The 23,536-nt window shown below is 40.2% G+C and carries 23 protein-coding genes; 3 read left to right on the top strand and 20 right to left on the bottom strand.

The annotated features are described in order from the left end of the window. Positions 1 to 227: 227 nt before the first annotated feature. Complete coding sequence (locus D1B31_RS24005; protein WP_158587411.1) at positions 228 to 377, top strand: hypothetical protein; 150 nt, start codon at positions 228 to 230, stop codon at positions 375 to 377. Here D1B31_RS24005 and D1B31_RS02325 read toward each other — a convergent pair. The 6 genes from D1B31_RS02325 to D1B31_RS02305 all read right to left on the bottom strand — a co-directional run bounded on the left by D1B31_RS02325 (position 374) and on the right by D1B31_RS02305 (position 4,371). Beyond that, positions 374 to 1,675 (bottom strand): WD40/YVTN/BNR-like repeat-containing protein, encoded by a 1,302-nt coding sequence (locus tag D1B31_RS02325; RefSeq protein WP_118919122.1) that lies wholly within the window; start codon positions 1,673 to 1,675, stop codon positions 374 to 376. The genes D1B31_RS24005 and D1B31_RS02325 overlap by 4 nt on opposite strands. Positions 1,676 to 1,705: 30 nt before the next feature. Further along, complete coding sequence (locus D1B31_RS02320; RefSeq protein WP_118919121.1) at positions 1,706 to 2,884, bottom strand: hypothetical protein; 1,179 nt, start codon at positions 2,882 to 2,884, stop codon at positions 1,706 to 1,708. Positions 2,885 to 3,035: 151 nt separating this feature from the next. Beyond that, complete coding sequence (locus tag D1B31_RS24990; RefSeq protein WP_275670686.1) at positions 3,036 to 3,164, bottom strand: hypothetical protein; 129 nt, start codon at positions 3,162 to 3,164, stop codon at positions 3,036 to 3,038. A 136-nt stretch (positions 3,165 to 3,300) separates the two neighbouring features. Further along, positions 3,301 to 3,471, bottom strand: a complete 171-nt coding sequence (locus D1B31_RS24810) for a hypothetical protein (protein WP_240035127.1) — start codon at positions 3,469 to 3,471, stop codon at positions 3,301 to 3,303. 164 nt (positions 3,472 to 3,635) lie between these two features. After that, positions 3,636 to 3,827, bottom strand: a complete 192-nt coding sequence (locus D1B31_RS02310) for a hypothetical protein (RefSeq protein ID WP_240035126.1) — start codon at positions 3,825 to 3,827, stop codon at positions 3,636 to 3,638. Between the two features lie 340 nt (positions 3,828 to 4,167). Further along, the gene (locus D1B31_RS02305) at positions 4,168 to 4,371 is read right to left on the bottom strand and encodes a hypothetical protein (protein ID WP_118919119.1); all 204 of its coding nucleotides are present in this window, start codon (positions 4,369 to 4,371) and stop codon (positions 4,168 to 4,170) included. A gap of 149 nt (positions 4,372 to 4,520) precedes the next feature. On the opposite strand from D1B31_RS02305, the gene D1B31_RS02300 reads away from it, so the two are divergent. Next, on the top strand, positions 4,521 to 5,066 hold the full coding sequence (locus D1B31_RS02300; RefSeq protein WP_118919118.1) for a DUF6155 family protein: 546 nt from the start codon (positions 4,521 to 4,523) through the stop codon (positions 5,064 to 5,066). Between the two features lie 544 nt (positions 5,067 to 5,610). On the opposite strand, the gene D1B31_RS02295 is transcribed toward D1B31_RS02300, so the two are convergent. The 5 genes from D1B31_RS02295 to D1B31_RS02275 form a co-directional block, all read right to left on the bottom strand. Then, positions 5,611 to 9,075 (bottom strand): nSTAND3 domain-containing NTPase, encoded by a 3,465-nt coding sequence (locus tag D1B31_RS02295; protein ID WP_118919117.1) that lies wholly within the window; start codon positions 9,073 to 9,075, stop codon positions 5,611 to 5,613. Between the two features lie 790 nt (positions 9,076 to 9,865). Beyond that, on the bottom strand, positions 9,866 to 10,789 hold the full coding sequence (locus D1B31_RS02290; RefSeq protein ID WP_118919116.1) for a hypothetical protein: 924 nt from the start codon (positions 10,787 to 10,789) through the stop codon (positions 9,866 to 9,868). A gap of 97 nt (positions 10,790 to 10,886) precedes the next feature. Next, complete coding sequence (locus D1B31_RS02285) at positions 10,887 to 11,957, bottom strand: hypothetical protein (protein ID WP_118919115.1); 1,071 nt, start codon at positions 11,955 to 11,957, stop codon at positions 10,887 to 10,889. Further along, entirely contained in the window at positions 11,958 to 12,428 is a 471-nt protein-coding gene (locus D1B31_RS02280) for an anti-sigma factor (protein ID WP_118919114.1), read from the bottom strand. After that, entirely contained in the window at positions 12,425 to 12,958 is a 534-nt protein-coding gene (locus D1B31_RS02275) for an RNA polymerase sigma factor (protein ID WP_118919113.1), read from the bottom strand. The genes D1B31_RS02280 and D1B31_RS02275 overlap by 4 nt, the downstream gene beginning before the upstream one ends. A 712-nt stretch (positions 12,959 to 13,670) precedes the next feature. Between D1B31_RS02275 and D1B31_RS02270 the strand changes: the two genes are divergently transcribed. Further along, positions 13,671 to 14,261: a hypothetical protein gene (locus D1B31_RS02270; RefSeq protein ID WP_158587410.1), complete on the top strand. Its 591-nt coding sequence runs from the start codon at positions 13,671 to 13,673 to the stop codon at positions 14,259 to 14,261. 246 nt (positions 14,262 to 14,507) lie between these two features. Here the strand turns inward: D1B31_RS02270 and D1B31_RS02265 are convergent, their stop codons facing one another. The 9 genes from D1B31_RS02265 to D1B31_RS02225 all read right to left on the bottom strand — a co-directional run bounded on the left by D1B31_RS02265 (position 14,508) and on the right by D1B31_RS02225 (position 23,472). Further along, on the bottom strand, positions 14,508 to 15,356 hold the full coding sequence (locus D1B31_RS02265; protein ID WP_118919111.1) for a M55 family metallopeptidase: 849 nt from the start codon (positions 15,354 to 15,356) through the stop codon (positions 14,508 to 14,510). 102 nt (positions 15,357 to 15,458) lie between these two features. Then, entirely contained in the window at positions 15,459 to 16,640 is a 1,182-nt protein-coding gene (locus D1B31_RS02260) for a M24 family metallopeptidase (protein ID WP_118919110.1), read from the bottom strand. After that, positions 16,621 to 17,628: an ABC transporter ATP-binding protein gene (locus D1B31_RS02255; protein WP_118919109.1), complete on the bottom strand. Its 1,008-nt coding sequence runs from the start codon at positions 17,626 to 17,628 to the stop codon at positions 16,621 to 16,623. The genes D1B31_RS02260 and D1B31_RS02255 overlap by 20 nt, the downstream gene beginning before the upstream one ends. Continuing rightward, positions 17,625 to 18,614: an ABC transporter ATP-binding protein gene (locus D1B31_RS02250; protein ID WP_118919108.1), complete on the bottom strand. Its 990-nt coding sequence runs from the start codon at positions 18,612 to 18,614 to the stop codon at positions 17,625 to 17,627. Before D1B31_RS02250 ends, D1B31_RS02255 begins: the two co-directional genes overlap by 4 nt. A gap of 15 nt (positions 18,615 to 18,629) precedes the next feature. Then, positions 18,630 to 19,490, bottom strand: a complete 861-nt coding sequence (locus D1B31_RS02245; RefSeq protein WP_118919221.1) for an ABC transporter permease — start codon at positions 19,488 to 19,490, stop codon at positions 18,630 to 18,632. A gap of 50 nt (positions 19,491 to 19,540) precedes the next feature. Further along, positions 19,541 to 20,458: an ABC transporter permease gene (locus D1B31_RS02240; RefSeq protein ID WP_158587409.1), complete on the bottom strand. Its 918-nt coding sequence runs from the start codon at positions 20,456 to 20,458 to the stop codon at positions 19,541 to 19,543. A gap of 94 nt (positions 20,459 to 20,552) precedes the next feature. Next, positions 20,553 to 22,094: an ABC transporter substrate-binding protein gene (locus D1B31_RS02235; RefSeq protein ID WP_118919106.1), complete on the bottom strand. Its 1,542-nt coding sequence runs from the start codon at positions 22,092 to 22,094 to the stop codon at positions 20,553 to 20,555. 4 nt (positions 22,095 to 22,098) lie between these two features. Then, positions 22,099 to 22,530, bottom strand: a complete 432-nt coding sequence (locus tag D1B31_RS02230; protein ID WP_118919105.1) for a MarR family winged helix-turn-helix transcriptional regulator — start codon at positions 22,528 to 22,530, stop codon at positions 22,099 to 22,101. A 351-nt stretch (positions 22,531 to 22,881) separates the two neighbouring features. Continuing rightward, on the bottom strand, positions 22,882 to 23,472 hold the full coding sequence (locus D1B31_RS02225; protein ID WP_275670691.1) for a cell wall hydrolase: 591 nt from the start codon (positions 23,470 to 23,472) through the stop codon (positions 22,882 to 22,884). Between the last annotated feature and the right edge of the window lie 64 nt (positions 23,473 to 23,536).

The raw sequence follows: 23,536 nt of genomic DNA, 5'->3' as shown, positions 1-23,536 counted from the left end.
TCACTCATACAGACTTTGCGTGACAACCTCAACGGGTTTTGAACGATTGTTGTCACTCATACGGGGCTTGCGTGACAACATCAACGGATTTTGAACGAGTGTTGTCACTCATCTAGGGCTTGCGTGACAACCTCAACGAGTTTCGAACGAGTGTTGTCACCCATCCAGACTTTGCGTGACAACCTCAACGGGTTTTGAACGATTGTTGTCACTCATACGGGGCTTGCGTGACAACATCAACGGGTTTTGAACCAGTGTTGTCACTCATCCAGGCTTTGCGTGACAACCAGGATGGGTTCTCACCGAAATGCCGCGGAGTGCCATGCGAGCACCCAAACCTAATTAGCAGCTATGGGCCTGACATTCATGAGTACTAGCGAAGCACCCCATCCGGATCAACCAGCCCCACAAATGACCATGTTTTCCCCTGATCCCGCGAGACAAACTTCGCCAATACGTTCCCACCCAAATAATCCCCATTTGGACCTTGGTTAACCAGCAAAGTTCCTTCTGTTCCATTGAAGACGGGAATTTCTGCGACTGTGAAATAGCCCAAATATTCTTCCGGTATCGGAACCTCGACGGGTTCCCAATTCGCTCCGCCATCGGCAGTCCGGTATAGATTCGGTTTTGGCGGCTGCCCCTCATAACGAATTTCCCCGAAGGAAATAAACCCTAATTGCCCGTTGATAAACCCTCCATCTGTAACCAAGGAATAGACGTCTTTCACCGAACCGGCATTGTGCCATGAGCGGCCGCCATCGTTTGTTTTGAATACAAAGTGTGCCTCCCAGCTCATCGTTTTTTCACCTGTCAAGATGAGATACCCGTCCTGGCCCGACGTGAACCCCAGTTTTTGCAAGCGCAGAGCTGGCAGCTGATTCGAAACAAGCACCTCATTCCACGTTTCCCCTTTATCACGGCTAGTTAGAACCCGCACCCCATTCAGCAAAAACGCGGTAATTTCTGGTGTCATCACATAACTGCCATCCATTAACTGTTCTTGTGGGTCGTTACTATCACCGCGAACTAAATCTCCAACCGCAACAGGAACAACCTTCCAGTTCTCCCCTCCATCATATGTGACTCTAAGCGTATCATCCTTCATCTCGTAATCTATGCCTTTGGATTGATCCTTAATTCCCGCTTTCTTTTGATAGTCTTCCATCGATTCAACAGGTGGCAAGCCGATTTTCGTATCCGTAGTTCTTTCAATATTCGTTAATGTGTACGTTAAGCCCTCACCTTTATTGATGGAAAGCTTCCAAACTATATCAGGTACGACACGATTCTCGTCTGCCTTCCCCAAGCCGTAATCGATTTTCGGTGCTTCTGGCAGCTGCACTTGAAAAACGGCCGCAACTATAAAAGAATTCTCATCTCCCGCTAATTTCGTAAATCTCGTAAAAGTTTTACCCGCAATCGCCCCCTCTTGCAGTAACCGATCCATGAGTTCAAACCAGAATCGGTAAGCAATCGTTTCCGGTTTTTCGTCACCTTCAACTACTTGCAATGTGTAGGGGAGTTTGCTGTCTATCTCTGCCTTTTTGACTTCAACCGGCTTTACATTCGGTATTTTTTGTTCCCTATGATTTAGTTGCAAAATAAGGACGGTCACAATCGCAACGAAAACTAAAATGAAAATGAGTAACTGACTGCTATGACCTTTCTTCATTCAATCCATCCTTTTTTCAAAATAACTGCCCTACTCTTCGCGAAAAAATGGTTTATAAATATACCGCTGTGGAGTTATCGAATCCTCCTTGCCTGGCACGTAAAGGGAAATGGTTGGGCCAGAGTTTTCCGGGTCAGCTTCGGAAGGAAGTTCCCTTCCGTTTTCATCAATAAAGTGAATCCCTTCCCGGGTAACTCCCCAATTCCTGATTCCTTTGTAGAGGACAGCAGAATGCTTCTCATTCCAACGCTTTACAACATCTTCAACAGGGATCAATTCCAGCATCTTGTTCACAATTGATAAATCGTTATTTCGATCGTAAACCGTTGTGCCTTCCCCATTCCAATCCTGTTTATGTACCCTGATCCTATTGCTTTTTGTTTTGTCAAAATGAATCAAGTATCCTGATTGCAATTCCTCGTTCCGGTCGAATCCGTAAATATACGTATAAATAGATGTCATCGTCCCATCCTGTTCAAATTCAATTTCTAAATCATTGGTCATTAAATACGGTTCCAGCTCCATCTCCGCTTTTACGGAATCGAGTATGCCATCAAGCTTTGTTTCGTAAAAGTTATCGTTCTTCAGCTTTATTCTAGATTCCGTTTTCAGCTCGTTGATTTTCCAGGCTAAAGCCCCGTTAAAATCGACTGCATTTTTGCCAACAGAATAGCCTCCAACAAGGGTAACGAGTAAAAAGAAAAGTGCCGTCCCTTTCCAAAAGGCTGGATAAATCGGCTTAAAACCGGCTAACCACTCTTTTACCTGTTCAAGGGAATCGCTCGTTTCCTTAGAAATAGGGATCATGGTTTGTTCGTGAAAATATAGTAGATACCATTTTTTGTTTTCCTTTATTGCTGTTAAACTTTCGAAGGAAAAAACATGCCGGTCAGTGGAAGCATTTGAGACAAAGACCAATTGCTTCTCATCGAGATCAATCCGGCTGCCTATCTCGAATAAGCAGGCTTTCTTCATATACTTACGATAAGAGACAAAGATATAGATAAACGTTAAGAACATCAGAATGCAGAGTCCGATAAAGATTGGAATATTGGTCTTCAATTGTCCTATTTTAGTAATGGTGTATGTAATCCGCCACAACGCCACATAAAGCACAAGCAAAACCAGGCTGCTTTTACTGCCAAAAATTAAATCTCGTAAAATCAGTCTTCGATAGTACGATTTGGACACTGTGTTGTTCCTGATCAACTTTATCACTCCCTCATGGAGTCTGGAAATGGACGTCAAAGACGACCCGGCCCCACCATATCAGAGATGCTTAGTTTCTCTTTTTGCTGGTGCGGTTTACTTTATGGTTTCTCATTAATCCATAAACTGTTAGAACGACCAAAAATAAACATTAAATTATAAATGTTACAGAATGACCCATATTATTTTCATGGTAATTTTCATAAGCAAACATTCCCATTCCAATAGCATTGATCAAAAGACTCATTAAAATCAATGGATGAATTTTTGCCTCAGCCATTATTTACCACCCTTTTTTACTAATATTCTAACATATACTATACAATTCTTTTGAAACAATCTATTGCGAGCTTGCACAAATAGATAGCACAAAAAAACATCTACAACCGATGTAGATGCTTATCTATCCTCAAAAATTATTTATCTTTCCAAGGTGGATTTTCCCACTTATGTTTAATGCCATCAATCCAAACTACTGCTTTTTCTTCATTTACCTCAAATAGTAGAATAACTTTGTATAGTCCGAGTCTCGCCCAATAACCTTCCATTAAACCATAAGGGATTTTCTTTGCTGTAAGTGTAGGCATATATGATAATCGATTAAACGAGTCCAAATAAATTCTTTCCTTTACTTATGAAGGGTAAGCAAGAATATTACTTAATTCATCCAACGCAGTTTGTGACCAAAAAACATCATATTCCTTGTCATCCATTAGGAATCCTCGAATCTTTTGCGAAGATATTGAAGCCCCTACTCTCTGCCGTAAACACGTCCATTCCGGCGATCTTCACGGCTTTTTTGAACCTGGCTTATCAAATTTTCATCTTTGGCAAGATATTCAACCTCTATCTCATTTAAAGTAACCTTTTCCCTTTTCATGTTTAATTGTTCAATAAAATCATACACTTCAAGAGCATCTTGTTCAGGAATTTGGTCAATCATTCGCTTTAATTCTTCACGATTTACCCCCAAATATCTCACCGCCTTGAATTTTATCCCTTCTATTATATCATCTTTCTTCTGCCAAGAAAAAATGCTGTCCCGACGAAAAGACACTCATTCTTCACTATTCATAAAGGGTATCTGACTGTGGCTAATCCAGCTACATGGAAGCGGTTTTGATTTTGCCATAAGAGAAATCAGAATCTTGGCCTTTTTTGCATTAACAAAGCTCATTCCCTTCCTATGAAACGGGAAACTCTGCTATTGTAAGCCTTCCAGCCTGTAAAATATTCCATAAAAAAATCTGCCGCAAACCTCTCCTGCAGCAGATTGTTCCAAACTATTTATCCTTTAGCTCCTTAAGCTCTTCTATTAGCTGATCGGTTCGTTTCGCATTCCCTTCCGCAAAATTCTCGAGTCGATTCTTAAGCTCATCATCTCCATGGATATTGTCAGCCGTGATTAAATACGTCCGCATCAGATTTTCTTCGACTTCAAGCGAATGTGAAAGCACTTCCTCGAGCTTTTTCTTCTCATCACTCATTCCTTCCGCCTCCTTTTACTCATATCGTTCTCTAGTACTTTTCCCATAATCACAATGAGAAAAACAGCAAAACTGAAACCATCTAACCTGGTCTTTTTATTTTATAATAGGTAAAGAAACATTATTTTCGTACACGGGAGGAATCAACAGTGAAAATCAAAGTGTCAGAGTTAAAAAAGGAATTAAAAGAATACGATCAAAAGGAACTGATTCAACTAATAACAGAACTTTTTAAAACAAGTAAAGACGTTCAGTCCATTTTATCCGTGAAATTTCTTGGCGACAAAGCAACAGAGGAACTGTACAGCCAGGCAAAGAAAAGTATAGAAAATGAATTCTTCCCTGATCGAGGGGAGCCAAAACTACGCCTTGCAAATGCAAAAAAAACAATTTCAAACTTTGGCAAACTTACAGGCCATGAACTCAAGACCCTTGATTTAATGCTCTTCTACGTAGAACAAGGAGTTAAATTTACAAACGCTTACGGGAATATGTATGACTCTTTTTACAATAGCCTTGCAATGATGTACGACAAAGTCACCTCGAAATGCGGAATGGAAGAAGAATACTATAACCATTTTGCAGAAAGGTTAGAAAATGTATTGGAAAATACGGTGGATATGGACTGGGGGTTTTACGAAGAGTTAGCAGAATCCTACTATAATACGGGCTACCCTAATGAGGATGATGAGTAGGAATAGCTCTATGAATGGCATCCGTTCGAGCATTCACATGAATACTTTTTTCTGAGAGAAGCATCTTGTATGAAAGATGCGCAAGACGGTAATATGAGGAATTATTTGAGGTGTGGAGGATAGAAGGTAATGATGCTTATCTTTTAAGGAAACTTTTTTTGTTTTTTTCCTTAACAACCTCTCTCAAATCGCCTCTTGGGGTGTTTACCTTTATTGTAATCGTATTATTTGTACCGGCTATTGGCTAGAAACTTCTACATGGAAAAGATAGTGGAATGACTTTGATAGCGTAGTTCCCGACTACCCTAGCTCTTATAACAATAAAAAACCACGTCAGTAGGCGGTTTTCCGGGTTAGGAATTTTCCTCTTTTTTTTTAAGGCTTTTTCTACCGAAAATTGCTTTAAAATGTTTGGGAAGGGATCTTCTAGGTTTCAGCATTTTTTTGTAGTCTTTGTCATTAATCATTAACAATTCCCAAATAAATCGGTTTTGCCGGTTGTCATCACTCCTTTAAGGGCTACCAATTTATAAAAGGTATGAAATTACTCATTATTTATCCAAATTAATTTTGATTCTTCTATTGGAGAGAAATCTCCTCTTAAAAATCGTGAATTTAAAGCTTCAATTTTATTAACAAACTTATAAAATTGTTCATAGACCCCTAGTCTCTTTAATAACTGTATATCTTTAATTTTATAGACATATACCCTATAGTTCCCGTTTTGCTTTTTACAAATATCCTCTCTTGCTTGAAGTTTGTTTAACAAACTTTTTGATATTTCATTTGGAAAAATATCTAACCCTTCAGTTATTCCCAAATGATCTAGCATTGACAACTCATCATCAATAAAACAGCGAGAATATTTAGGCTTTCTAAATTTAGTATATTCAAAATCAAACCTACAAATTGAACTGTGTTTTAGGATTTTACTATCTATATCGCCATTCCCCAACTTTTTTAGGTAAATTGAGAGTCGTGGCGCTACATAAAATTCATTAAAATGAAAAGGAGTTAGTTCCTCAAAAATCCTATACATACTTCCTTCCCAATCTGCACGTTTAAAGTAGTATGTACCAATGTCTGCATAAAGAATCTTAGTGTTATACTTTTGACCGTTTTTGGTTATTATTTTTAGTTTGTTGAAATTTTCTCCCCATAAATCTTCCCAATACTCCTCTAACATTTTATCCTTACCATCTAAAGAAAAAATAATAGCGTTACAGAAAATGAAAAGAGGAATGTGCAGAAAACGGATCCATTGTTCGTCTGACAAAAGCAAATTTTTGAATACATACTCGCAAAAATCTTTATCTGTTTTTAAATATGTGTTATATATATCACTTGTTATAAATTCATCTATTCTTAAAACAGGTTCGTCTTGGTATATAAACAGAACTAGGGCTTCTGCACAAAAACCTATAATTTTTTTTAGTAAATCGGTATTGTTTTGGCTCAAATAAGAAAGGAAATTCATCATTATACTACTCTCATTATTTGGAAAGCTAAATTCACTTATAGGAAAAGCTTTTAGTAGAATCTCAAATGATTCTCTAGTTTCCATCAGATTATATAAATAGTGGGGTTCGGCACTGTTAACAATTTTCTTAAATTCACTTTTTAAAGAAGGGCTTAAATTACTCTCAAAAATACAAGCAAGTTTTTCTTTATTCTCTAGTTTTGTCTCCCTAGGGCCAAATAGCCACAGAGAAGCATCCTGTTTAATTTCGTTTAGTTCTATTTCTTCTCGCTCAGGGTTCCTTTCGTTTTGTGGGAATTTACTTTTTTGTTTACTAATAATGTGTGGCTTTCTCCCTGTTGCAGAAAAAATCTTAGATTCGAATTGCTTTGTATACCGTAGTCCAAATTCTTTTAAGACATCAGGAACATCATCGATTAGCATATCAAAATTAATATCCATATCTAATTCATAAAGCAAATCCAACTCTTTTAGTATAGTATTTTTTAAGTTTCTTCTAACTTTTTCATAATTCTTTTGATAAAAGTAAGCATACTCTTCTGGGAAAGCCTTATCGAAATCCCGCATATTTTTGAAGTGGTAAACACTGAAAGCCTCCTCAAAATATTTATTAATGATACTCTCCCCATCAAATTCCATCCCTTTTTCAATGCAGCGGATTATAATTCCTGGGATATTTTGCAAATCAGTGTATTGCGAAATTAAATTGCCAGCTCCCATTGTTAAACAATAATTTTGTATTTTCACTTCTAAAAAGGCAAATAAATTTTTATGTTTTTGGGGATTGCAATTAATGAGCAATTCATGAAGTCTATTTAGTTCCCCAACAAAATAATCATCTATTTCTTTTTCCACTTCTGGATCCCAATTCCAGCTCCCATCATACTCCATATAACTAACTCCATAGTCTGAATAGTGGGTAATACACTCTTGTATTATTAAATTATTTATTCTGTCACTACAACGATTGGAAAAATATTGAAACGAAAATTGAAGTTGATTGAAAAAAGCACTAGATTTTAAAATTATCGGTATATACTGCTCAATATTATCGGACATAAATTCATATAAATAATCCTGTACCGCAGGTATTGTAAACCTCAAAATAATTTCTTCGATTTCTTCATTAAAGGATGACTTGATCATTGTTTTCTCTAGTTCAGCTAAACACTCTTTAAGACTTTTTACTTTTGTAACCTCAGGACATTTACTTATGTATTTCATATAACAAATTTCCATGTCGGAATAAAGCATTGGGGTCGATGATATTAGAAGCAGCATAGAAACAATTTTTGCTTCATCGGACAACTCATTGAATATATCTTCCCAAAATGAAGTAGGATGATCAAAATAGTCACAGAGATAATAAAAATAATCCTCTGGTGAACAGTTGTCTTCCCGATCCTTATCCAAAAACAGAGCCAATACCCGCGGATTGTAATTCTCATGATAAATAAGCCTATCTATTCTTTTATAAAGATATTCGACAAATTCATATTCTAGCTTGGATGTATAGATATGACTTAGTAAAATTCTTGCTCTATCATCATATCCATATTCCTCCATAGTACAAACCAATGCATATTGATTCAGCGTTTCCTTCAGAATTGGATTTTTCTGTAACCCTTGTTGAAGGACATATTCTCTGGTTGTAAGGATAAGCCTTTTATTTGTCTTAGATTCTACTATTCGCTTTATAAGTTTATTTAGACGGTTTTCATTATTTCTGCTTTTTAACTCATCATTAAAAACGCTACCCCAAAAGTCATCTAAAATAAATACTTGTTGTCGGTCATCTTCAAGCATCGCATAAATATCATTAATGGAATTCGCCCAAACAAAACCGTCTAAATTAGCGGGTTGTAAATATGCCAGTGCTAATAGATGAGCAATAGTTGTCTTTCCTACCCCTGGCTCTCCTGAAAGGATAATAACATTTTTATTGGTCCATTTTTCAAGAGCTCTTAGATAGATTCTCGTTGGAACAAAAGATTTTGACTTTTTCACAGCACCTTTTAGTTCCTCCAAAGACTCTTTATATAGTGCACTATGTACGGTTTTATGCATAGTATTGATAAATGCATTAATACTAGGCAACCAAAGCTTTGGAAAAGCTAATTCTATACGTTTATATCTTGGATCACCAAGGAGGTTATTGATATCCTTGGAGCTAATAATATCTTCATTATCAAGGATACAGCCTTGGAATAATTCAACTATTTTCTCTTTTTGTCCAGGGGCAAAATCCATAGATACTCCTAAAATATATCGATTAGGTGCCAATTTCCGGACCTTAGGTAACTCCTTTGTCTTTAGATCATAATACAATCTATTAAAAGCATTAGGTTGATAGCGTTTTACTTGAACAATAGTCCTTCCCTTTTTATTTGTATAAGAGCCATCAATACCAAAATCCCTCCCTTCTTTGTAAGTCTCGAGAAAAATATCGTCTCGAAGTTGAACAATATCACATACTAATGATTGAAACTCAAGTGGTTCAAGAATTGCATGGAAGTTATAATTCAGCATACTTTTTTCACCTCGAAGTTAATAAAAATAAGGATGGGAAGAGTGATTGATTGAATTTCTATCTGCGACCCTATCTACATTATTAGAATCACCCAATAGTTTTTTGCATTTTTTCTATATCAAAATTTGTAATACTTCCATCTTTAATAAACACATTCGACAGGAGAAAGAATTATCCTATCTCAAATACATTTTTTAACAATCAAAAAAGGTGAAGTTACCAACTCTTCTATAATTGGACAATATATTCATAGGCAAAAAAAGACACTCACGAAACTTTGAATTTCCAAAGTTCATGAGTGTTTCGCGTTATCTATTTTTCAACTGCCGGCTACATCCAAGTCGCCTCATTCCTCAACTTCTCCGCTCCACGTTGATAACTCCTTAACATACACAGACGCACAAACTTCGATGTCGTTTAATATTGCTTCAGAATCAGCAGCTGCTTTTACAAAGTCGAGCTGTTAAAAACCGTAACATTGATTTTTAGCAGCTTTTATTTCCCTGGCCGCTTTTACATCCGTTTCAGTCCTTCAGAGTCGATATCATGGAACTCGAGGATCGACTTACCTTCTGACGGTTTTATGTAATAAAGGCAGGTCGCCAATTCTCAAACTTCAACACTTACAGCCAAACCTTGACCATTGCATCCTCAAGCATGTTTTTCAGCATCAAGTCCGAGAGGATCTTTTCTACATCCTGTTTTATCCAATGAATAATGCCTGGCACAGCCGCCTTTCTTCAGATAAAATCTTACGAAAAAAAAACGGTCAATACAAGGCAACAAAATTCAACGCCCGCCTTCAAGATTCACCCTAAACGCATTCGAGATGGCGATGCTATGTTTCCCCTCACCAGTTTGGTAGACTGCATTCCGGACGGTTCCATCCTCGTCCGAACCTTTAGTTTCACTGTCCCCGACTGACCATAGCTCGTCCTTACCTGCAAGATTTTGGATATTCGTTGCAGTCACCTTTATATCACTTCTGCTGTCCAGGTGAAGCGATACCTCTGAGGCACGGTCCACTGTCCAGTTACCGAGGAGGACTCTTGGCTTCAAGGAAAGCTCACTGTCTACTCCCGCGACATCGAGATTGGCGTCATCAGGAACAAGCAATGCCGCTTCCAAGGTTGAATAGGAATCAAACGGCCAAGCCCCTGACGGCAATCGTTTCATATTTAAATAAAGGGTATCTCCTTTTTCAATTGCTGTTACGTAATCGCTGGCACTTTCCAACAGCTTTTCGCCTGTTGATGTTTGTGTCCGGTACGTACCAAAAATGGAAACTTCCTTACTCGCCGATGTTTCAATCGTCAACGGATAGCCGGCTGTGTTCACAACAATCCGCTTTATATTCGAATCCATTGAAGAAGAATACTCAGGAAGCTCAAAGGAACGCTCCTCCTTGTTCATCGCCGCTTCAACTTTTCCCATCACCCCGGTGGAACTCAGGATGGCAAACCCTATACCAGCCGTTCCTAAAAGCCCAACGATAAAAATGCTTAAAAGGTCATATTTCAAAAAGGCATTTTCCTTCTTTTGGACAAACAGAAATAGAAGGATTTCAATACCAAGGATAATCAATAAAGCAGGCCACCACGATAGCATCACCGTGTATAAACTGTAATCCGCGAATTGCGAGATGAGGAGCAGAACTCCTAGAAACAGGAGTGCTGCACCCATCGTAAACGTACCGACCCGCCAAGTCCTCATTGAGCCCCCGCCTTTCCTTTTTTTCTGAACAGAAGCGTAATGTATGCAGCGGCCAACATGGCCATCCCTGTCAAAACCTTCACCCAGTTTATGCTGCTCATACCCCTGATTCCCCCTTCTTCTCTTTGTTTCCGGCCAACAGCTTCAGTCCGCCTCCGATCAGCAGGATGCACACAATCGCTGTTTGGAGATAGTTGCTTAGCATGTACATATCGACCGTTACGAACCTCGCGATGATTGGCTGGAAAACCGGCAGGAAGATATTTGTGAATAGATAATAGAACCCAAGTACAACAAGGCCGATGCCGACCCATCTTTGGTGGTTTACGAAATAGGTAATGACCGGTACATCCTCCAAAGATTCACTTCCGCTTCGTGAAGCCTTTTGCAAGCCGTCAAAAAAGCTATAAAACCAAATGATTGGAATTAGGAACAAGAAAATTCCGAGTCGCAAAACATCCAGAATGTAGATCGCAAACAGGAACGCTGCCATGAGCTGGATGCCACGGCGCTGCAAACCAAGATAGAGATGCCCCGCCCCCGGGAAAATGGAAAGGAACGTTGCGATAGCCCGACTTTTTTTGCCATCCTCCCTTCGCATTTCGAATTCCTCAAAAATCGTCCTGTCGACAAGAATCTCGCCGCGCTGTTTCTTATTGAGCTGGACGGTCGCATCAAAAAATCCGTAGAGCCAAATGATTGGCAGCACAGCCAGGAAAACGAGAAACTCACCTCTGCCGGTCATGACTGTCACAAACATGACCATCACCCCACACCCAATGAATGAAGCGAGCAGTGTCACCCCGCGGTTCATCAGGCCAAGCTGAAAGTGGCCGAGACCGGGTATGAGCGAGAGGATGATCGCATAAAACCTTTCAGACTCCTGATTTCCAGGCTTCGCATCATCGCCTGCGCCCTCAGTTTTTTTAGCAAAGCTCTTTGAAAGTTGCCTTCCCATATCGATAAAGCTAATGATATAAAGGATCAGGCCGATAAAAAAGCTGATCACGCCAAGGTCAGGCTCGTTATTCATGAACAAAACCACAGCAAACAGTTCAGCTCCCACAACAGTGATTAAATAAAACAGCCCCTTGAGAATTTTGCCGTTGTAAATATGGCCAAGTCCGGGGAAAACAGACAGAGTCAACGCCGCGATTGGATTCTTCATTTATTGATCATCCTCCTTGTTCTTTTCCAGTGAGTCCATCCATGCGAACGTTTTGGTAATAAAACCTTCGGTGTAGGACGTATTTTTTGTTTTTGAATCAATAGTGCCGGCTATCGCGGTGATGGATTGAAAGACTCCTGAGAACATAAGCAGCAGGGTCGCCGCTGCCGCCACGATGTAGTGGAATACCTGGTTTCGGTAATAAGGCTTTTCCTTACGATGCGGCTGGCTTAATGCATTGCCGTCTTCTTCCCCCTGCCCTTTGGCAAAAGTGATTTGGTTCATGACATGATCGGTAAATTCCTGGTTCTGAATGCCAGGGAAATGCGCAGCATTGATTTCGATTCCGGTTGAATAGAGTTCAAGGCATTCTGCGCAGGAGTAGAGATGGTCTTCCATTTCCGCCTGTTGGTGCGCATCCGCTTTCCCTTCAATATAAGCAAGCCAGTCAGCCAATGAATAATGCTTCATGAAAAATCGTCCTCCTCCCAATGCTTCCTCATCCAATTTCGGGCCCGATACAACTTTGTCTCAATCGTCTTGACCGCCACCTGTAGCTCTTCGGCCATTTCCTGATAAGACTTTTCCGCTATGTAAAATCCAACAATCACATCCCGGTAATTTTCCGGGACTTCTTCAAGCCGCTCCCTGACAAGCCGCTGTTTTTCTTTGAGAAACATTTGCTCTTCAACACTATCCCTGCCGGTCGCGAATACCTCCTGCGCCTGAAATTCTAGGGCTTCCTCTTTTCGCCTCGCCAGCTTTCGTTTTATATCAATAGCATGATTGACAGCAATCCGGGTTATCCATGTTTTGAAACCCTGGTGCTCATAACGGGGGAGAGAACGATAGATTTTCATAAACACTTCCTGGGCAGCATCCTCCGCCTCCTTCTGGTCCCTCAGCACGGCATAAACAGTCCGGAACACATCATGCCGGTACTTCTCAATAAGAACCCTGAACGCCTGGTCACTCCCAGCAAGCACCTTTTCAACTAACACAGAATCACTAATCTCTCTCCCCCCTTTCCCACTCCACACTAATAGACGAAGGCAAAACAAAAACCACTACAGTTCCTGTTAAAAATTTTTTTTGGCTGATTGGGGACGGTTTTGAGTTTCCGATGTATTCAGAAAAAAGATCAGCCTAAATTTAATTGAAGCACTCAAACATGGTAATCCTCAATTTCAGTTCTAGCAAATCAATTCCTCCGAAATAAAAAAGGAACCCGATCAAAATGGGTTCTGTTACCTGTCACCAAATTAAATGATGTAAGGCAAATAGACCATCCAAATGTAGTTGAATTTGATGGTCTGTTTTTATTGATCTATACGTGTTTATTTGAATAAACTTTAATTTTTTCGTTATAGAATTTGTACTTAATTTATAAACTAATGGAAATTTATGTAAGTATTCAAATTATGGTACATTTTAACCGGCAATTTTGCTATCAAAAATAATAGGGAAACCCAAAACCACTTAACGTCATTTGTTTTATATATGATCTTGAACAAGCACCTTGAACTTTGTTACATATCATACACGAACTAGGAATTAAAATATTTTCTCAAATTTTACAATTGGCAAATAATAACTGAAATAAAATGCATTCTCCTTGATAAAAATATATTTGTCTATCAGGCGATGACCTGTAGATACAAATGGAGGTGCATTACCATTAATGGAATGTTATTCTTCCTCCTCATTTTGCTTATGGCTGTTGTTATAGCTGTAATTTACGGAGTAAGAAATGGAAATAAACCGGCTATGGCTCCTGCTGATGCTAGCAAACCAAAATCTTTTATAACAAATCAACTCAAGGAGGAATTCGCAATGGAAAAAGAAACCAAGGTTATTAAAGAAAAGGGTAATACAGAATCATCGACAGCAAAAATTGAGAGAGTTGCAGCAGCAAAGGTCCATGAAGAAATCGCAGATGAATTAGCACCTTTAAGAAATCAATTGCAATCAATACAACATTCATTAGGTCAACTTGATTCAAGCCGACAAAATGTTGGTAGCTCTTCAAATGTACAGGACCAACAACAATCTAACGATTTGCTAAAACAGATGCAACAATTTAGTTCACAAGCTCAGCAACAACAACAAAAGACATTTCAACAATTACAACAATCAATCCATCAAGCAACTCAAACATTAGCCAGTGTTGAACAGTCACTTCAATCCATTAATATGCTAAACCAAATTTCTCAACAAATAGATCAGTCCCAGAAACAATTGCAGCAACAATATCAGCAACAGTCTTCAGGACAGAATATTAATAATCAGTCCTACCAACAGTAATGTGAAAATAAAATGACTAAATCCGGACCCAAATCCTTAGTCATTTTAATATCTCATTGGGGGAGCAATTCAAATTGCTCCTCTTTACTTCGTAGTATATGTCTTATACAAATAACTGTCATGTTTTCTTATTCAACTAACTCGCACCTTTAGCTTTACAAATCCTTTCCTAGATTCTTTATTTCTAGAAGGCTGGCAATAATTCCTCTTGAAATACAATTTAATGGGAGGAATTTATTTGTTATATTATTTATTCGCATGGCCAAGCACTCCATTTGTTGCAGCCATCGCAATGATGACACATCCCCACATATGCTTATAGGCCGTTACCATATCATCGCATGTGAATGTAATGCTTGTTGGAGACGTAAGCTCCACCGTTGGAAGCGTGGATGTCATACTTGCCTGCTGCGGGCCTTTGAATTCTATCTCAAAAGTTGTTTTCAAATCCTTTGTATCAAGTGGTTTAAAAGATGAGATATTTTGCACGGCTATACTTACCCCTGCCTCAATCTGCTCATTCACTACCTTAGGATGGATGAGTTCGGCAGCAAGGCGGTCGCGGGCTATTTTTGTCACAACGCTTTCGACTTCTGGCAAAGTTTCTTTTACTTCCGACACATACAAGTCATCACCGCTGATAAAGATGGCTGGAACACCAAAAGCACCGGCCACCATGGCATTCATTTCTGTTTCCCCAATAATTTTACCGTTGATTTTCATTTCTTTCACACATACACCAGCAAGCGTATGGGAGATAACTGCATTAGAATCACTTTCCCTTCCGTGATGCCCGATGAAAATGATTCCATCAAAAGTCTCATCCAGGCCTTCCAATTGGCACATGACTCGATTATTGCCAGAAACGAGCCGGGCACGTGGGTCCAATTCTTCAATGAGGATGTTTGACATATTCCCATGGCCATCCGCCACTACAACTTCTGATGCTCCACCATGAAAAGCACCCCGGACGGCAGCGTTGACTTCCTCTGTCATCAGCTTTCTAAAGCGCTGATATTCCCCGTTATTGACAAGCTGTTGAATCGTGCTAACACCCGCAATTCCTTCAATATCAGCTGAAATAAATAATTTCATCCCGGTCACCTCAATCATTTTATGTAAAAATTCGAAAAAAGCAATGAGTATTTGTGAAAGAAGCACCTGATTCGAATCAAGTGCTTCTCAAAAACAAGACTATTAATAACAAATTAACGATTCGAGATCTCGAGGGTAATAGGTTAGCATTTCGATTCCATCTTCTGTTACGAGAAGTGTATCAGAATGCCTGAAACCACCGAGTCCTTTTACGTATATCCCAGGTTCCACAGTCACGACCATTCCAGGTTCGATGATCGTATGATCACCTAAGTCAAAGAATGGCGCCTCATGGCCCAATAATCCAATGTTGTGGCCCGTATGGTGTTTTGTTAATTCGGTCAGGTTATTTTCCTTAAAGTAGGCTTGAACATCCTTCTCGACATCGGAATACTTTCTTCCGGGACGAATGGCCTTAAACGCTACTTCCTGTGCTTCGTACATATAGTTGAAATATTTCTCCTGCTCTTTCGAATATTCTTCGACAAACATGACTCGTTCCAGCTCACTTGTATAACCAAACACACTGGACGCGGCTCCCGTTACGAGCGTGTCCCCTTTTTTCAAAACAATATTCTGAGTAACGGCATGCGGGAAAGCAGATTCAGGACCGATTTGTCCGCGAAACATCGCGTATGCTGTACTGCCATGAGGTTTATAATCCGGCCCTAATGTATCAATCATCGCCTTCGTTGCTTCCATAGATGCTCTACTCGTAATCTCGATTTCGCTCAGACCGCTTTTTGTATATTTTTGCAGTAATCGATGAACCAAGTTACCCCAGCGGCAAGACTCTTTAATCAATTCAATTTCATTTGGACTTTTAATAAATCTCATTTCTTCTACTACGGCATGCAGCGAAATAAATTGTTTTACATCAATTAATTGATCAATGGAAGGTCCCCGATAGCCCTGAGAGGAGCTATACCCCAGGGCGTCATACCCAATATTTTTATTTTCAAAATCGAATTCTTTAAGCGTTTCCTTAAAATACTCCATAGGATGTTTGATGCCTGGATATTCCGGATACGAATGGACGAAATCAACGACACTGTACTCTTCTGCGTGCTCATGCTCTAACGCAGGTACAAATAAATGAACTTTGTCTTTCGGATCAATAATGATGCCGATCGGTCTCTCAGTTGGATAAAAATGAAATCCTGTTAAGTAGAAGATGTCGGTGACCGAAAATAGAACCGCAGCCTCACAGCCTTTTTCCTTGTAAATATTGATAAATTTCTGCTGTCTTTCTTTAAATTCATGTTTAGGAATGGATAAGAGCATTCGTTGTTTCCTCCTCGTTATTGATATATAAATGGCAGCTTGTCACATGGCCTTCAGCCACTTCAGTAAGTGCCGGTGCGACCGACTTACACTTCTCCATTGCAAAAGGGCATCTTGTATGGAACGTACACCCGGAAGGTGGATTTGCAGGATTCGGTACATCTCCTGTCAAGACAATTCGCTCTTTCACTTCTTTTGGGTGCGAGACGGGAACAGCTGAAATTAACGCCTGTGTATAAGGATGCTTCGGATTTTCAAACAGTTCCTCCGTATCAGCTAATTCAACAATTTTGCCAAGATACATAACGGCAACCCGATCTGTCATGTGCTCAACGACACTTAAATCGTGGGAGATAAATAAATACGTCAACCCGAATTCCTTTTGAAGCTCGAGCATCAAATTAATGACCTGAGATTGAACGGAAACATCAAGCGCCGAAACGGGTTCATCAGCGACAATAAAGTCCGGGTTTAAGATAACCGCTCTGGCAATCCCAATTCGCTGCCTTTGCCCGCCTGAAAATTCATTGGGGTATCGATCAAGATGTGCCTCGGAGAGACCGACTATTTCTAAAATCTTAATGATTTTCTGTAACCGTTCCTCAGCCGAATATTTCTTATGGACACGCAATGGCTCCAGTAAGATTTCCTTCACCGTCATCTTTGGATTTAAAGATGCATACGGATCTTGAAAAACCATTTGTATTTCTCTTCGAAGTGACCGCATTTTTTCATAGGGTAAAGACATAAGGTCCTCCCCTTTATAGCGGACTTCACCGGATGTTGCGTCTGTTAATCTTAAAATGGTTTTTCCTGTAGTCGACTTCCCGCATCCAGACTCACCTACCAAGGCAAAGGTTTCTCCTTTTTTAATGGAAAAACTAACATCATCCACGGCCTTCACGATGAGCTTGGGCTTAAAAAGGCCACGGGATATTTCATAGTATTTCTTTAAATTTTTCACTTCTAAAAGGGGTGTTTCTGTCATTGGATAACCACCTGCCGTTCAGACTCCTGAAGCCAGCATTTACTCAAATGGCCCCCTTTTGAAAAAGTGGGCGGCGTTTTCTCAATGCACTTTTGAAACGCATAAGGACAACGATTTGCAAAAGCACACCCTTCACCAATCTCTTCTGGCCTTGGTACTTGTCCTTTTATAGAATAAAGCGTGCTTTTTCTGTCATTATTCGAAGGAAGAGAATCAATCAAGCCCTTCGTATAGGGATGGAGTGGAGTATCAAACAATTCGTTAATTTCCGCTACTTCAACAATCTCCCCGGCATACATAACAACCACACGATCACACATCTCCGCCACGACACCCAAATCATGCGTAATAAATAAGAGACTCATATTTTTTTCGTTTTTAATCTGCTTCATAAGCTCCAGTATTTGCGCTTGGATCGTAACGTCCAACGCCGTTGTGGGCTCATCACAAATCAATAATTTCGGCTCGCATAAAAGAGCTAAGGAAATCATGACACGTTGTCTCATCCCGCCGGATAATTGATGAGGGTATTCATTTATAATCTGTTCGGCTCTTGGAATCCCTACTTGTTTTAAAACCTGAATGATTGCTTCTTTTCTTTCCTTCTTTGACATTTTTTTATGCTGTTTAAGCGGCTCGCTTAACAGTTCACCGATTGTAAACACAGGGTTGAGAGAGGTCATTGGTTCCTGGAATATCATCGACATTTCATTCCCGCGGAGCTTTCTATACTCCCGCTCACTTAAATGAGTGAGATCCTGATTGTTAAAATGAATGCTTCCGGAAACAATTTTACTGTTCTGTTCTGGAAGCAGCCCCATAACAGCCAGTGAGGTCACACTTTTCCCACTTCCAGACTCACCAACAACACCAAGCGTTTCCCCCTTTTTCAAGGTGAAATTAACCCCTCGAATCGGTTGGACGGTCCCTTCCCCTGTTTTAAATTGGATTCCAAGGTCTTTGATTTCAAGAAGTACCTCAGCCATCTTTTTTCCCTCCGATCATTCCCCTTTAAGTTCAGGGTCGAGTGTATCTCTCAACCAATCACCGAATAGGTTGACTCCAAGTGTTGTTAGAATAATAGCAATACCAGGGAAAGTGATTAACCACCATGAGCTGAAAATATAATCCTTTCCTTCATTCAGCATATTCCCCCACGCTGGTGCCGGCGGCTGAACGCCAAAACCTAAAAAACTAACGGAGGCTTCCGCGATAATATAGGTGCCGATTTGCAGAGAAGCCAGAATAATAATTGGTGTAAAGATATTGGGTAAGATATGCCTAACCAATATTTCGAATTTAGGAACCCCAGTGGCGATCGCAGCTGTAATAAATTCCTTCTCCCTTAAAGCCAGGACCTCGCTTCGAATCACCCTTGCAAAAATGACCCAACCTGCCAGGGCTAAAGAAATAACGATGTTTCGAAGCCCAGCGCCTAACACCGCATTGATGACGAGAACCAACAATATAAAAGGGAAGCTCAGCTGAACATCGACAATCCTCATTAGGACAGCATCGACCCAACCCCTATAGTAGCCGGCGATTACCCCGATAACGGTACCGATCAGCCCCGCCAATAAGGCCGTTGCCAAACCGATGATCACAGAAACCCTCGCACCCACGATGATCCGTGAGAATATATCCCTGCCTAATTGATCCGTGCCTAATAGATGGCCTTCCGTCATCGGGGGTAATAACTTATCCCTTAATTGAGCATCCATCGGATCAAATGGAGCAATCCACTCCCCAAATAAGCTTAGGACAATCAATAGGATAATGAGACAGAAACCGAGCGTCCCTGTCCAACTCCGGGTCAGCTTTCGGAACATAACTTTCAGCTTTGATTTTTTCTTCACGTTCATGTTCAGTGGCTTCTTAGCAGCAGAAATGGTACCCGTTTCCACATCCTCACCTACTTCACTCGAATTTGAGGGTTTACATACGCATATAAAACGTCTGCAATAAAATTAATGACGGAATAAATAATGGCAATGATAAAAACTCCTGCCAAAACGATTGGGAAATCCCGGTTCATAAGTGACTGATGTAATAACCTTCCAACACCCGGCCAAGAAAAGACCGCCTCCGTAATCACGGCTCCTCCTAATAAAACACCGAGGTCAAGTGCAACTAACGTAATGATTGGAATTAGCGAGTTCTTTAAGGCATATTTCATAATCAAGCTCATGGTTGGCGCGCCCGCGGCTTTAGAAGTGCGGATATAGTCTTTGTTTAAGACATCCAGCATGGCTGATCTCGTAAACCGGACAAACCTCGATATACTATATAGAGCTAATGTAATGACCGGGAGAACCATATGGGCAAAAGAACCACCCCCACTTGACGGGAGTATTTTGAGCTGAGCCGCAAAAATAAAAATCAGGATTAAGCCAAACCAGAAGTTGGGAATTGCCTGGCCAATCACAGTCAGGGCAACACTTGCCTTATCAAATAACGTGTTTCGCTTATAGGCCGATAAAACTCCTAAAGGAATAGCGATGAGAATGGAGAGAAATAATGCTGCAAAGGCTAACTGAAACGTTGCAGGCATTCTTTGCAAAACTAGCCCCAGTGCGTCCTCGCCACTTCTTAACGATTTTCCAAAGTCACCTTGAACCGCGTTAAACATGAACTCCCCATATTGAACAACCAACGGGCGATTAAATCCTAATAATTCCCGATATTCTTCAATTTGCTCCCTCGGCGCATCGGGAGGCAGGAAAAGAGTTGTTGGATCTCCTGAAAGACGAATCAAAAAGAAAACAACTGTAAGGGCTAGAATGACCACAAGAATAACTTGCAGTAATCTTTTGGCAACAAAATCTAACATAAGCAACTCCTCCCTTATGCTTTCGAATAAAAGAAGAGAGGTCTTATGCCTCCCTTCTTTGGTGCAAGCTGCTGGAAGCGATGAATCTCTTACTCTACTTCCAGGACATCTCAAATACATTCATTTTCTCATCAATTCGCGGTGAGAATTTCAAAGAAGTGCTAATAGCGTAAAGGTCGGCTTGTTGCCATAGCGGAACCCATGCTGCCTGGTCCACTAATAACTGTTGAATCTCTGCATACCCTGTTTGACGCTCTTTTTGATCAAACAATTGGTTTGTTTCCATGATTTTCTTTTCAATATCTTCCTGATAGAAACTGCTGTACGGCGCATTTTGTGTGAAGAGATTCTCAATGGTTGACTGTGCATCAAAAGCTGGCCCCCAGCCAAGCATGTACATATCGCCAGTCTCCCTTTTTTGAATCTTTTCCAAATGCTTACCCCACTCATTTACTTGAACATTTACTTTTATCCCGACCTTCTGTAATTGGGAGGCAATTGCCTGCGCGACATGTGAATCCATAGGATAACGGCCGCTTGGTGTATCAAGGGTTAATGATAATTCCTTCGGATCAACCCCAGCCTCCTTGATTAACTGAACCGCACGGTCAGGATCATACCCATAGTCTTTCGTTTCAGCATAGTCGGCATTTAATTTTGATAGCGGGCCTGTTATTCTTGTGCCGTAGCCATTTAATACTGCTTCAAGGAGTTCATCTGCATCTATTGCGTAATTAATGGCTTGTCTAACCTTTACATCCTTTAATGGGCCGTCGACCAAATTAGAGAGTGCTAAATAGTTAATGCGGGAAGAAGGAACTTCCCCTATTTGGTTTTTATCAAACTGAGCAACCGAGTCTACTGGGATATTCTTAAAGAGATGAATCTCACCACTCATGAACGCAGACATTCTGGCACTAAATTCAGGGATAATCCTGAATTCCACTTCTTCGACCGCTGGCTTTCCTTGCCAATAGTCTTTATTTGCCTTTAATTTCAAGTGGTTATCCCTTGACCATTCAACAAATGTATAGGCGCCAGTTCCAACCGGTTCACGTGCTGCTTTCTCAATACCTACTTCCTTCACATAACCCGGCTCCATTATGAGCAAGTCCTCCGCAATGCGCTGAATTAAACTTGGGAAGGGCACGGCTGTACGGATTTCCACCTCATAATCCGATAGGACGACAACCTCTTCGATACTCGCCCACCTTGAGCGGTAATACGAGCCGTTCGCCTCATCAAGAATATAATCAATGCTGAATTTTACTGCATCCGCATTAAAATCTGCACCGTTATGAAATTTAACCCCCTCTTTCAGCTTCAGGGTCCATGTTTTTTCGTCTACATTCTTCCACTCTTCCGCTAAAACAGGAACAAATTCACCTGTTTTTCCGTCTCGGTCGATGATCGGGTCATAGATGTTACGAATTAAAGTGTCTGTTGTGTAGTTTACATCGTGGTTTGCTAATAAAGTCGAAGCGTCCGCTTCAAAGCCGATGATAAGCGGCCCTTTACTGCCACCGCCTGAACCTGAATCAGATGACTTATTATCAGCATTGGTTCCTGCGGTACAAGCTGATAAAACCATTACGACAACTAAAAGAAGTGCAACTATTCCATTTTTCTTAAGCATTACTTCATTCCCCTTTGTTTGATAAAATTCTTTCTATTTCTTCCATTGCATCAATCAGCGTATCAAGCTCATCCATACTAATTTTCTCAATCATTTTCCTTACATTATCACTGGCATTATTTGATAGATTTCTTAGTACCTTTTCCCCCTGCTCAGTGATATGCAGATATTTCATTCGCTTGTCATTGCTCGAGGATACTCTCCTAATAAGACCTTGGTCACTAAGTTTATTAATGATTCTACTCACATACCCTTTATCGAATTTGAAGGATTCCGTTAACTGAGAAGCTGTACATTTTTCCGTTTGATTAATATCGAATAGGATCATGGCCTCCGACATTGAATAAGGGCTGCCATCGGTATACTGCGAGTACAGCCCGACAACATTTAGATAAAAACGATTGAATCTTTTAATCCTCTGAATTTTTTCATCCATCCGCTTCAATCCTTTATCAGACAAAAAATTTAGTTGCTTAAAACAACTTGTTCTTATATTAAATATTATTGGTTGCTCTTGTCAACTATTTTTTCTGAATATTACTATTTATTCTAGTATTTTAATAGTTCGGATATTGATAAATGGGTGCTAATTGGGGACGGTTCTGAGTTTGCCCGAAGTATTCTATGAAAAAACAAGCGGATAGTGCATTGCCTTGTGCCCAAACATGGCAATGATAAAAACAGTTTTGGCAAATCACTTTCTACCAAATAAAAAAACTCGGCTTTACGCCGAGTTATCTTAAGTCTAATTGTGCTTTTTTAAATAGAAACTTTTTGAAATAAATCGTTACATGGCGAATGTATGGTTCCCAATTTGCTTTATTGCCTGGCGGGAGAAAATCCATTGATCCGTAGCAAGACGAGGGTTATAGTAAAAAACAGCACCTTGGCTCGGATCCCAACCTAGCAATGAATCCCTGACTGCCTGGTATGCCGAGGAATCAGGAATTAAATAGAACTGTCCGTCCTGGACTGCGGTAAAGGCATTCCTTTGGAAAATAACCCCCGAGATTGTATCTGGGAACTCTTCTGATTGCAATCTGTTGAGTATGACAGCTGCCACAGCAACCTGTCCTTCGTAACTTTCACCACGTGCCTCACCGTAAACAACATGCGCCATCATTTCAATTTCCGTAAGTTTTTTTGATGTTTTTGGCCCTACAATTCCCAGGGATTCGATGTTAAAATCCTGTTGGAACCTTTTCACTGCATTTTCAGTGATGGGGCCATAATAGCCTGTAACCTCCGTATTAAAATAACCCAATTGTTTTAATATTGTTTGAGTATGTATGACCTGCTTCCCCGTGGAACCATATGATAACTGTGCTGCATTTGCTGGTTGAATAGCAAAACCGAAACTTAAAGCAAAAATGCCCAAACAAAATATTTTTTTAACAAACTTCAACAATGTCTCCTCCTCATTTTTTTCATACTTTTTGATT

It is taken from the genome of Neobacillus notoginsengisoli (genome assembly GCF_003515685.1).
GTDB lineage: Bacteria > Bacillota > Bacilli > Bacillales > Cytobacillaceae > Bacillus_D > Bacillus_D notoginsengisoli.
Note: the sequence above shows the minus strand (reverse complement) of the source record. Positions and strands in the feature narration are given on the sequence as shown.